This is a genomic window from Sphingomonas sp. (genome assembly GCF_031361285.1).
In the GTDB taxonomy this organism is placed as follows: Bacteria; Pseudomonadota; Alphaproteobacteria; order Sphingomonadales; family Sphingomonadaceae; genus Sphingomicrobium.
On record NZ_JANMCO010000005.1, the window covers coordinates 1 to 11,799 of the forward strand.

General features: G+C 61.5%; 12 protein-coding genes. 11 read left to right on the forward strand and 1 reads right to left on the reverse strand.

Going from position 1 to position 11,799, the window contains the following annotated elements:
* From RMO25_RS00070 to RMO25_RS00095, 6 genes are all read left to right on the forward strand, one after another.
* A partial coding sequence (locus tag RMO25_RS00070; protein ID WP_309660561.1) for a M1 family aminopeptidase occupies positions 1 to 1,840 on the forward strand: 1,840 nt, incomplete at its 5' end.
* Between the two features lie 179 nt (positions 1,841 to 2,019).
* The gene (locus tag RMO25_RS00075) at positions 2,020 to 2,226 is read left to right on the forward strand and encodes a cold-shock protein (RefSeq protein ID WP_309660562.1); all 207 of its coding nucleotides are present in this window, start codon (positions 2,020 to 2,022) and stop codon (positions 2,224 to 2,226) included.
* Between the two features lie 238 nt (positions 2,227 to 2,464).
* Positions 2,465 to 2,689, forward strand: a complete 225-nt coding sequence (locus RMO25_RS00080; protein WP_309660563.1) for a hypothetical protein — start codon at positions 2,465 to 2,467, stop codon at positions 2,687 to 2,689.
* Positions 2,677 to 2,931: a hypothetical protein gene (locus RMO25_RS00085; protein ID WP_309660564.1), complete on the forward strand. Its 255-nt coding sequence runs from the start codon at positions 2,677 to 2,679 to the stop codon at positions 2,929 to 2,931. The genes RMO25_RS00080 and RMO25_RS00085 overlap by 13 nt, the downstream gene beginning before the upstream one ends.
* Before the next feature lie 56 nt (positions 2,932 to 2,987).
* Positions 2,988 to 3,215, forward strand: coding sequence for a hypothetical protein (locus tag RMO25_RS00090; protein WP_309660565.1), 228 nt, complete (start codon positions 2,988 to 2,990; stop codon positions 3,213 to 3,215).
* A gap of 168 nt (positions 3,216 to 3,383) precedes the next feature.
* Positions 3,384 to 4,139, forward strand: a complete 756-nt coding sequence (locus tag RMO25_RS00095; RefSeq protein WP_309660566.1) for a Crp/Fnr family transcriptional regulator — start codon at positions 3,384 to 3,386, stop codon at positions 4,137 to 4,139.
* 10 nt (positions 4,140 to 4,149) lie between these two features.
* Here RMO25_RS00095 and RMO25_RS00100 read toward each other — a convergent pair whose 3' ends face one another.
* A complete protein-coding gene (locus tag RMO25_RS00100) occupies positions 4,150 to 4,392 on the reverse strand; it encodes a DUF6894 family protein (RefSeq protein WP_309660567.1) in 243 nt (80 codons plus the stop codon).
* 376 nt (positions 4,393 to 4,768) lie between these two features.
* Here RMO25_RS00100 and rplJ point away from each other — a divergent pair, with 376 nt between their 5' ends.
* From rplJ to rpoB, 5 genes are all read left to right on the forward strand, one after another.
* Positions 4,769 to 5,284: a 50S ribosomal protein L10 gene (gene rplJ, locus RMO25_RS00105; protein WP_309660568.1), complete on the forward strand. Its 516-nt coding sequence runs from the start codon at positions 4,769 to 4,771 to the stop codon at positions 5,282 to 5,284.
* A gap of 62 nt (positions 5,285 to 5,346) precedes the next feature.
* The gene (gene rplL / locus RMO25_RS00110) at positions 5,347 to 5,721 is read left to right on the forward strand and encodes a 50S ribosomal protein L7/L12 (protein ID WP_309660569.1); all 375 of its coding nucleotides are present in this window, start codon (positions 5,347 to 5,349) and stop codon (positions 5,719 to 5,721) included.
* A 106-nt stretch (positions 5,722 to 5,827) separates the two neighbouring features.
* Positions 5,828 to 6,808 carry an aspartyl/asparaginyl beta-hydroxylase domain-containing protein gene (locus RMO25_RS00115; protein WP_309660570.1) on the forward strand — a complete coding sequence of 327 codons (981 nt, stop codon included), beginning with the start codon at positions 5,828 to 5,830 and terminating at the stop codon, positions 6,806 to 6,808.
* Complete coding sequence (locus RMO25_RS00120) at positions 6,805 to 7,686, forward strand: sulfotransferase (RefSeq protein ID WP_309660571.1); 882 nt, start codon at positions 6,805 to 6,807, stop codon at positions 7,684 to 7,686. The genes RMO25_RS00115 and RMO25_RS00120 overlap by 4 nt, the downstream gene beginning before the upstream one ends.
* 253 nt (positions 7,687 to 7,939) lie before the next feature.
* Positions 7,940 to 11,799, forward strand: a 3,860-nt coding sequence (gene rpoB / locus RMO25_RS00125; protein WP_309660572.1) for a DNA-directed RNA polymerase subunit beta, incomplete at its 3' end; no start/stop codon positions are given.

Consider the following 11,799-nt stretch of genomic DNA (forward strand, 5'->3'; position numbering starts at 1 on the left):
TTACGACGAATATTTCGGCCGCCCCTACCCGCTTCCCAAGCTCGATAATGTCGCCGGCCCGGGCCAGTCGCAATTCTTCGGAGCCATGGAAAATTGGGGCGCGATCTTCACCTTTGAGAAGATCCTGCTGCTCGATCCGGCCATCTCCAGCGAAGCGAACAAGCAATCCATCTTCAGCGTCGAAGCGCACGAAATGGCGCACATGTGGTTCGGCGATCTCGTCACCATGGCGTGGTGGGACGATCTGTGGCTCAACGAGGGCTTCGCCAACTGGATGGAGAACCGGACAACCCAGCATTTCCACCCGGACTGGGGCGCCGATGTCGAGCACGTCGCCAATCGCGAAAAGGCAATGGATCTCGATTCATTCGAGACCACGCACCCGGTCGTCCAGACCATCCGCACTGTCGAGCAGGCCAATCAAGCCTTTGATTCAATCACCTACGACAAGGGTGAGTCGGTAATCTCAATGCTCGAAGGGTTCGCCGGGGAAAATGTCTGGCGCACTGGCCTGCGCAACTACATCGCCAAATTTGCTTATCGGAATAGCCGGACCAGCGATCTTTGGACTGCAATGGAAGCCGCCGGCGCCAAGGGGCTGACCGTTATCGCCAAGGATTTCACTGCCCAGCCCGGGATTCCTTTGGTCGAGGTTGGCGCGTCGCAATGTATCAATGGCCGCACTGTCATGACGTTTACACAAAGCCAGTTCTCCAATGACCGTCGCGTGGCGGTGACGGCCAATCCACTCAGCTGGCATGTGCCAGTTCGCGTCAGCAGCGGTGGAACGATCGCGCAGGTCATCACCAATGCTCGCTCGACCCGGATCGAGGCGCCAGGTTGTGGCATCTTGCTCATCAATCCGGGGCAAACCGGCTATTATCGCGTCCTCTATTCTCCGGCTCAGGCGGAAGCACTGAGAGCCGCTTTCCCAGGCCTCCACCCAGTCGATCAATACGGCCTGCTAAGCGACGCGCTAGCCCTGTCGACAGCCGGGTATCAGCCAATGGCTCACGCCCTCGACCTGCTCGCCGCGGTGCCAGTGGATGCGCATGGCAAAGTCTATGAAAAAGCGCTGTTCAGTTGGGCCAACCTCCACCAGGATATGGACGGCAACTCTGCCGCTCAGGCAGCGATCAAACAACGAATCCTGCGCGATTATTGGCCGCGCCTGCAGCGCCTGGGTTTTAGTCCACGTGTCGGTGAGCCACCGCTTGACGCGCTGCTGCGTCCGAGCCTGATCCAGATACTTGGCGATATTGGCGACCCGCGGGTCGTCGGCGAAGGACAGCGACTCTTCGCAGCCTGGCAAGGTGATCAGAATGCGATTCCGGGGTCGTTGAAGGAAAGCTGGCTGCGCGTCATTGCTCGCAATGCCGCCCCTGCCACGTGGGAAACACTTCATCGAATTGCCGCTGGCACCCATGGCAACGTCGAGCGGACCACGCTGTTTCAATTGCTTGGTGAAGCCAAAAATGAGGTGCTCGCCCGCCGCGCACTGGAATTGGCGATTACGTCCGAACCGGGACCGACGATTAGCGCCGGCATGATCCGGGCGGTTTCAAATAAGTATCCAGCCATGACCCTCGCTTTCGTGCTCGGCCATTTGGCTCAGGTGAACCGCCTGATTGATCTGTCGGGGCGATCAAGATTTGTCGGTCAGCTCGTCCAGGAAAGCGGCGACGCGACGCTTGTGCCCCAGCTCCTGGCCTATGCCAATGCCAATCTTCGGCCCGAAGATCGCCGTCCAATCGAGCAGGCTGTAGGGCGAATTCGTTGGAAAGCGGAGAACCGCGCACGCATTCGCGGCGAAGTCATCGGCTGGCTCGCCAGTCACTAGCGCGTCGATGATAAGGACCCCCGTCGTTTTGCTATTTTGCCCCGGCGGGCCTATGTTAGCCTTGCTACTAGTCGCAAATTGACGGTCATTGGCGCTTTGCGGCTCCTCTTTCCATCTCTCTCGCCTCTCCTAGCAATGGGCGGCCGATCGTCGGTCCGCCCACCAAAAGGAATGTCATAATGATCAGCGGAACCGTGAAGTTTTTCAACGCCGACAAGGGATTCGGCTTCATCCAGCCCGACGACGGAAGCAGCGACGCTTACGTCCACATCAGCGCTGTCGAAGCGGCCGGAATGCGCACCTTGGACCGCGAACAACGGGTCAGCTACGAGCTGCAGCAGGACAACCGCGGCCGCAATAGCGCCGTCAATATACAGGCCGAGTAATCGGCTGAAGAGCTTCCCTCGATCCGTCGGGGGAAGCTTCCATTCGGGCGCTGCTCGACAGCGCTGCAAAGCCTCGGTTTTCGCCTCCCGATTAGGTCGCCACAGGCTTGTGTGGTAGGGTGGATAATCAAGCGCGAAACTGCTTTCGTAAGCATCGCCTGACTGAGAGACTAGCCGCGCTCCCGCTTACCTGCAGGAGACAAAACGTGCACTTCGACAATATTAAAAGGCGTGCGCGATGAGCCGCGTGATCAATCTGTCCATGGCTGAAGCGGACGTCCGCGAGCAGTGCCGCAAGAGCGCGATTGGCGTCTCGTCGCTGGAAGTGCTGCAATCGGGCGGCGTTCGGCTCGTCACATCAAGCGTCGACGGCGCCGAAAAGATCCGCAAAAAATTGAAATCGAAGATCGTTCGGGGCGACGTTCAGCGGACGCCGGCCGCGCCCAGGACATGGCCCTGGTAGGCGCCGGTTTGTTGGCTCTGGACGACGAGAATTTACAGCTCCGTCGAAGCTGGCACGAGTGGGAAGTCGACGGCCGCGACCGCCGCGTTGTGCTGGTGGTCGAGACCGGCCTTGAAATGCGACCCGGCCACGAAGGCTTCGACGCCGCCGCCCTCGACAAGCTGATTTCCGACGTCACCGCCGAAATGAGAGCCAGCCCAAGCCCGATCGACCGGGTTCGCATCGTACCCGAGCTCGATTAAGCGAACATGTGTTATCAACCGAACTTCACCCAACCCAAAGCGGAGTCCAAACCAACATGACGACCCATGCGCAATTCTATCTGACCCGCGCGGCCGTCGCGCGCGAACTCGCGGATGGCTGCAAGCTGGATAACGTCAGGGAGAGCCATCTTCGCGCTGCCGAAGCGTGGGACGGGTTCGCTGCCCGCGCCATGAAAGCGGACTTGATGCGCGCCGAGGAACTGAAGCGCAAATCGGCCGAGTCCGGCGCGAGCCAAATGGAAGTTGCGACGCTCGAGTCGTAATATCCCGACCAATATCGAGCGTGCCACTGAACTGCGGACTTACTTATTTTAAGTTGTGTTATTAACTTCCGCAAAATGTTAAGGCCTTCAAATCGCTGGACGGACCTTCCGGGCTTCAGCGGCTGAGAGTTCAAATAAACTCCCGCCCTGTTTCGCGGGGTGAACCCAGTGCCGAACAATCCGCTCGAACTGCTATTAGACAATCTTGAGCTGCGCGCTCCCTTACCCGAAGTAGATCGCCAAGCGATTCTCGCGCTGCCTTACGCGTTGAAATCGCTCGCACCGGGTAGCTACGCGGTCCGCGAGGGCGAGCCACCGACTGGATGTGGTGTGCTGATCTCGGGCTTCGCTTATCGCCAGAAACTTACCGGCGACGGCGGTCGACAGATTCTGTCGATCCACATTCCAGGCGAGGCGCTCGACTTCCAGAATATCTTTCTCAACGTCGCCGATCACAGCGTACAAATGCTGACACGCGGGCATGTCGCGATCATCCCGCGTGCCGATATCCAAAAAATCGTGCGGTCCAACGCGGCCATCAGTCACGCCATCCTGGTCAACATCCTGGTCGACGCATCGATCTTCCGGGAATGGATTTTGAATATCGGCCGCCGCGACGCCAAGAGCCGGCTGGCGCATGTCTTGTGCGAACTTGCGGTGCGACTGGACGCCTTGGGCCTCGCCGATGACATGGGGTATCATCTGCCGATGACCCAGGCCGAGCTTGCCGATGCACTTGGCCTGACCCCGGTTCACTTAAATCGCGTTATCCGCAGCCTCGAGGCCGATGGGCTGCTTATTCGCAGCAAAAGAGACATCAGCTTTCCCGATTGGGAGCGGATGCGTGATATGGGTGACTTCAACGACCGCTACCTTCATCTCGCCGTGCAAAGATCCAGCCTGCTGCTTGCGGTAGGGGCCTGAGCTTTGGCGGTTACTTCCGGTGGACGCGGACTGCGTCGCGGAACCGGATGGTCATGACGTCGTCGCCCTCGTCGTCGGTAATTTCGATCTGACCGCTTAGGTCGAGCGCACCGTCCAGAACGTCGGCGCTGATTAACGAGCGCGCGCCCTTGATTGCCAGCGCCCGGGCGTCCGTCGCCGACGACAGATCCAGCCCTTCATCGTCCCGCGTGAGGCCACGGCCGTCGCGGATATTGAAATGATAGCACGGCATGGTTTCCCTTTAGCATGGGTGCGAATCAGCGAAATCACACAGGTTAGGATGGTCGGGCGCCGTGAAACCCATCGCGAATGCTTGATCGACCACCGAAAATCGTTATAGGCGCCCCTTCGCATGCGGAGCGATCCGCACGCGAACCGTCCGAGACCGTTGCTGCTCCCGCCTTGGCGAGGGCTTAATCTGCAACCTAGACGGGGACAGAATCACCAGAGCGCCTTCCTTGCGAAGGATTACCGCTCTGACGTGCGTGGCCCCACAGGCAACGCCGATCCATCCCCACCGGACACGCGTTCTCGAGGCGGTTCACCGCGTCGAGATTTTTGAAGCATTGGGCAAGGCAATGTCTTGCTCAAAACTGTTTGGAGTTGGCATGGATCGTTCGCAAAAAGCGGATGTGGTCGATGATCTGAAGACCGTTTTCGCCGAGACCAGCGTCGTGGTTGTCACGCGCAATCTCGGTCTGACCGTAGCGCAATCAACCGACCTGAGGTTGAAGATGCGCGACGCTGGCGCCCAGTTCAAAGTGACCAAGAACCGGCTGGCGCTGATCGCGCTGGAAGGCTCGCGCTACAGCCCGTTGGGCGAGCTGCTGACCGGCCCGACCGCGCTTGCCACCTCGGGCGACCCGGTCGCCGCAGCCAAGGTCGCGGTCGACTTCGCCAAGACCACCGACCGCTTCGAGATCGTCGGCGGGGCGATGGGCGACACCATGCTCGATGTAAACGGGATCAAGGCGCTGGCCGCGCTGCCGTCGCTCGATCAGCTGCGCGCCACGATCATCGGCCTTGTCCAGGCGCCGGCGACCAAGATTGCCCGCACGGTGATCGAGCCTGCCGCCCAGCTTGCCCGCATTTTCACGGCTTATGCCGCGAAAGAAGCCGCTTAAAGTTCTCGCAGAGTTTTCAACCGCAACCACATGGGGCGCTGCCCCGCACAGGAGTAAAATCAATGGCTGACATCAACAAGCTGGTCGACCAGCTTTCCCAACTGACCGTGCTCGAGGCCGCCGACCTGGCGAAAGCTCTCGAAGAGAAATGGGGCGTTTCCGCCGCCGCTGCAGTTGCCGCCGCTCCGGCCGCTGCCGCAGCTGCCGCGCCGGCCGCTGAAGAGCAGACCGAGTTCGACGTGATCCTGACGGGCGACGGTGGCAAGAAGATCAACGTCATCAAGGAAGTCCGCGCGATCACCCAACTCGGCCTCGGCGAAGCCAAGGCCTTGGTCGAAGGCGCGCCCAAGCCGATCAAGGAAGGCGTCAACAAGGCCGAAGCCGAAAAGATCAAGAAGCAGATCGAAGAGGCCGGCGGCACCGTCGAGCTCAAGTAAGCATCGGTTTTCACTATTAATCGGGAGGGCGGCTCGTCAGGGCCGCCCTTGCCATGTCCGGGGCAGATGGCTTGATTCCTGGCCCGAAGGGGAAGATGACTCCGACATGCGCCTGACCCAGCCATTCTTGAGGCTGCCCCTCACGTTCTGCGCCGAGACGCTGGCCGCCGAAGTTCAGGCGTTGCCGGGCTCCGCCTGGGTTCTGCATCCTAACAAATTCCCAGGCAATGAAGCGGTGCGCCTCGTCACGCCCGACGGCCGGCAGACCGATGATTTCCACGGGGCGATGAAGCCGACCGAATATCTGGTCCGTTGTCCGTACATCATGGAGGTGATGGCCGAGCTTGGCGGCATCTGGGGGCGCAGCCGGTTGATGGGCCTTGCCGCGGGCACCGAAGTGCCGCCGCATGTCGATGCCCATTATCACTGGCACACGCACCTGCGCATTCACGTTCCGGTGATCACCAATCCTGGGGTCGAGTTCATATGCGGCGATCAATCGGCGCACATGGCGCCCGGCGAATGCTGGACGTTCGACAGCTTTCGCTGGCACGAAGTTCACAACCGCGGCAGCGAGCAGCGCGTGCATCTGGTGCTCGATACCGTGATCACTGGCCGGCTGTGGGACTTGCTGGATGCAGCCCAAAGCGGAACGACGACTGCGGCAATGGACGTGCGGCCGGGCTCGGGATCGGGCCAACCCCTGGTCTTCGAGCAGCATAATGCCCCCGAGGTCATGACCGCTTGGGAGATCCGCTGCCACGTCGACTTTATTGCCAGTGAAGCCCTGCCCCACCCCAAGTTGGCGACGGCGCTTAAAGTGCTCGATCGGTTCACCGACTGCTGGGCCGCGCTTTGGGCACAATTCGGCACGGCCGGCTCTGCATTGCCTTTGTACCGAACCCTGGCCGAGGAAACGCGGCAGGCGCTGCGCACGCTTGGCGCATCCGAAATCCTGCTGCGGAACGAGCTGGAATTTACGCTTGTGGTTGATCAGCTGGTGTTCGTTAACGCCGTGCCGGCCGCACCGCAGCAGCCGACCGGGGCGGTGACATCGAACTTGGCCGCTCGGCGGCTTGCCTCGTGAATTCCAGGGTCGGTGGACCCGACCAGCCATCCTCGGGTCAGGAATTGATCGAACGACCGGTCTTCCTGCTGAGCAGCCCACGCTCCGGTTCGACCATGTTGTTCGAGACGCTGGTGCAGGCGCAAGAAATCTATTCGACGGGGCGGGAAAGCCACTGGTTGGAGACGATAGCCGGACTCTCGCCGGCCGAGCGCGGTTGGTCTTCGAACCGATTGACCGCCGAGGATGCTTCTCCCGAGCGAATGGACGAGCTTGCTCAGGCGTTTTACAGAGACTTGCGCGATCGCGACGGCGCCGCGCCCAAAGGCCGAGCGCGGATGCTCGAAAAGACTCCCAAGAATGCGCTGCGCTTGCCTTTTCTCGACGCCGCCTTCCCCGATTCCACGTTCGTCTATTTGTACCGTGACGTCCGCGAGACGCTAGCGAGCATGATGGAGGCCTGGGCATCGGGCAGGTTCCGAACCTATCCTTCTTTGCCGGGCTGGATCGGCAGCCCCTGGTCGATGCTCCTCATTCCAGACTGGCAGCAACTGATCGGCCAACCATTGCCGGTGATCGTCGCTCACCAATGGGCAACCACGACGACTATCCTGTTGGATGACCTTGCCAAACTGCCTCGTGAGCGGCTGCGGGCGCTCAATTACGAGCGCTTCCTCGACGCTCCGCAAGCGTCCATCGAGGCGCTTGCTGGCTCGCTCGACCTTCGGTGGGATCGCCAACTTGGCACGCGGCTACCGATCTCCAAGACCACCGTGTCTGACCCGCGAGCGGACAAATGGCGGCGGCTGGAGGATGAAATCGGTGCGGTAATGTCCATTGTTGCCGCCGCGGATAGTCGCGCCAGAGCTTTCGTCGAGGCATTTGCGGTCCCCGCCTAAGCTCCCCCTTGCACCGCCCGGCAATATCCCTATATCGGCGTTCATCCACGAAATAACGGCTCCGCCGCACGGTGACGTGCGCCCGGAGTTTTTCCTGCCCTCCCCGGGACAGGACCCGATCTGCGCACGGGTCAAACGCATTGGGGAGGAAGAAGCGGGACAAGCGCTCTGACTTCAACGTGCTCCTGCAACGGCGGGAGCCCAGCTGGATCCCCGCATTCGCGAGGGGTGCAGTTACAGCGCAGGGAATATCATGGCGACCAAAGCGATCGACGTCCGGGCCCGCAACCGCAACCGCGGCTCCGCATCTTCACGACGTATCCGCAAGATTTTCGGCAACATCCACGAAATTTCGGAAATGCCGAACCTCATCGAGGTTCAGCGCGAAAGCTACGAGCAGTTCCTCCGCTCCGACCCGGCGACCGGTTATGTTTCGGGCCTGGAAAAGACCCTGCGCTCGGTGTTCCCGATCCAGGATTTCGCCGGCACCGCCCACCTCGACTTCGACCGCTACGAGCTTGAGAACCCCAAATATGACACCGACGAGTGCCGCCAGCGCGGGCTGACCTATGCCGCGCCAATGCGCGTGACGCTGCGCCTGACCAGCTTCGAGATCGACTCCGACACCGAAGCCAAGTCGGTGATCGATATCAAGGAGCAGGACGTGTACATGGGCGACATGCCGCTCATGACGATGAACGGCACCTTCATCATCAATGGCACCGAGCGGGTGATCGTCAGCCAGATGCACCGTAGCCCGGGCGTCCTGTTCGACCATGATCGCGGCAAGACTCATTCGTCGGGCAAATATTTGTTCGCCGCGCGGGTCATCCCGTATCGCGGCAGCTGGCTCGATTTCGAATTCGACGCCAAGGACATCGTCAACGTCCGCATCGACCGCAAGCGCAAGCTGCCGGTCACGGCGCTGTTGCATGCGCTCGGCCTGACGAGCGAGGAAATCCTCGCCGAATTCTACAGCACTGTCAGCTACACGCGCGGTTCCAAGGGCTGGCAGATCCCGTTCGTATCCGAGCAATGGCGCGGCCAGAAGCCGATGTACGACGTGATCAACGCCGACACCGGCGAAATCATGTTCAAGTCCGGCGAGAAGATCACGCCGCGCAAGGCCACCCAGGCCGCCAAGGATGGGTTGAAGCATTTGCTCATCCCGACCGAGGAAACCTTCGGCCGCTATTCGGCCTATGATTTGGTCAACGACAAGACCGGCGAAATCTACATCGAGGCCGGCGACGAAGTCAGCGCCGAGAACCTCGCCAAGATCGACGAAGCCAAGATCAACAAGCTCGAGCTGCTCGACATCGATTATGTCAACACTGGCCCGTGGATTCGCAATACGCTCAAGGCCGACAAGGCCGAGGACGCCGACCAGGCGCTGTCCGACATCTACCGCGTCATGCGCCCCGGCGAGCCGCCGACGCGCGAGACCGCGGACGCCTTGTTCTACGGCCTGTTCTTCGATTCAGAGCGCTACGATCTGTCCGCCGTTGGCCGGGTGAAGCTCAACATGCGCCTCGGCCTCGAAGCCGAAGACACGGTCACCACCCTGCGCCGCGAGGACATCCTCGCGGTGGTCAAGGAACTGGTCGGTCTCAAGGACGGCAAGGGCGAGATCGACGACATCGACAATCTCGCCAACCGTCGCGTCCGTTCGGTCGGTGAGTTGCTCGAAAATCAGTATCGCGTCGGGCTGCTGCGCATGGAGCGTGCGGTCAAGGAGCGCATGTCGAGCGTCGACGTGTCGACGGTGATGCCGAACGATTTGATCAACGCCAAGCCGGCCGTCGCCGCGGTGCGCGAATTCTTCGGCTCGTCGCAGCTGTCGCAGTTCATGGACCAAACCAACCCGCTGTCGGAAGTGACCCACAAGCGCCGCGTGTCGGCCTTGGGGCCCGGCGGCCTGACCCGCGAACGGGCCGGCTTCGAAGTCCGCGACGTCCACCCGACCCACTACGGCCGGATCTGCCCGATCGAGACTCCGGAAGGGCCGAACATCGGCCTGATCAACAGCCTCGCCTCGTTCAGCCGCGTTAACAAATACGGCTTCATCGAGACGCCGTACCGCAAGGTGATCGACAAGAAGGTCACCGACGAGGTCGTCTATCTGTCGGCAATGGAAGAGGCCAAGCACACGATTGCGCAGGCCAACGCCGAGATCAACAAGGACGGCACGTTCGGCGAGGAGATCATTTCCGCCCGCCGTTCGGGCGACTTCCTGATGGCGCCGCGCGACCAGATCACGCTGATGGACGTCAGTCCCAAGCAGCTGGTGTCGGTTGCCGCGTCGCTCATTCCGTTCCTTGAAAACGATGACGCCAACCGGGCGCTGATGGGTTCGAACATGCAGCGCCAGGCGGTGCCGTTGCTGCAGGCCGAAGCGCCGCTGGTCGGCACCGGCATGGAGGAGACGGTCGCCCGCGATTCGGGCGCCGCGATTGCCGCTCGCCGTTCGGGCATTGTCGACCAGGTCGACGCCGCCCGCATCGTCGTCCGCGCCACTGGCGACCTCAAGCCGGGCGAGAGCGGCGTCGACATTTACACGCTGATGAAGTTCCAGCGGTCGAACCAGAACACCTGCATCAACCAGCGTCCGCTGGTGAAGGTCGGAACGCAAGTCGAGGCCGGCGACGTCATCGCCGACGGTCCGTCGACCCAGTTCGGCGAGCTCGCTTTGGGCCGCAACGTGCTGGTCGCGTTCATGCCGTGGAATGGCTACAATTATGAGGATTCGATCCTGATCTCCGAACGCATCGTCAAGGACGACGTGTTCACCTCGATCCACATCGAGGAATTCGAGGTCATGGCCCGCGATACCAAGCTCGGGCCGGAGGACATCACCCGCGACATCCCCAACGTCGGCGAGGAGGCCCTGCGCAACCTCGACGAAGCGGGCATCGTCTACATCGGCGCCGAGGTCGAGCCGGGCGACATATTGGTCGGCAAGATCACGCCCAAGGGCGAAAGCCCGATGACCCCCGAAGAGAAGCTCCTGCGGGCGATCTTCGGCGAGAAGGCTTCGGACGTGCGCGACACCTCGCTGCGCCTGCCGCCAGGCGTGACGGGGACGATCGTCGAGGTGCGCGTGTTCAACCGCCACGGCATCGACATCGACGACCGCACGCGCGCGATCCAGACCGAAGAGAAAGAGCGCCTCAAGAAGGATGCCGACGACGAGCGCGGCATCCTCAACCGCGCTACCTTCTCGCGCTTGAAGACGATGCTGCTCAAGCAGGTCGCGACCGCGGCCCCCAAGGGCGTCAAGAAGGGCAGCATTATCGACGATGCGCTGCTCGAGAGCATCGAGCGCCACGACTGGTGGAAGATCGCGGTCAAGGACGACAAAAAGCAGCACAATATCGAGGCGCTGAAGGCGCAGTATGACGCGGCGATCGATGTCATCGTCAAGCGCTTCGAAGACCGCGTCGAGAAGCTTGAGCGCGGCGATGAGCTGCCGCCCGGCGTGCTCAAGATGGTCAAGGTGTTCGTGGCGGTGAAGCGCAAGCTCCAGCCGGGCGACAAGATGGCCGGACGCCACGGCAACAAGGGCGTCATCAGCCGCATCCTGCCCAACGAGGACATGCCGTTCCTGGAGGACGGGACCCCGGTCGATATCGTGCTGAACCCGCTGGGCGTGCCATCGCGCATGAACGTCGGCCAGATCTTCGAAACCCACCTCGGCTGGGCCGCGCGCGGCCTCGGCCAGCAGATCCAGGAGATGCTCGACGGCATCCATGAGCGCGGCAAGGACATCGCCGGCAAGGACGTCAAAGCCGTCCGCACCAAATTGAAGGACATCTACGGCGCCCATTACACCAAGGAGCTCGATGCTCGCGACGACGACGGGATCATGGATCTCGCCGCCAACCTCGTCGGCGGCATCCCGATGGGCACCCCGGTGTTCGACGGCGCGCGCGAGGCGGATGTCTCGGAAATGCTGCGGATGGCCGGGCTCGACGAGTCGGGCCAGGTGGTGCTGTTCGACGGCCGCACCGGCGTCTCGTTCGACCGCAAGGTGACCGTGGGCTACATCTACATGCTCAAGCTGCACCATTTGGTGGACGACAAGATCCACGCGCGCTCGATCGGCCCCTACAG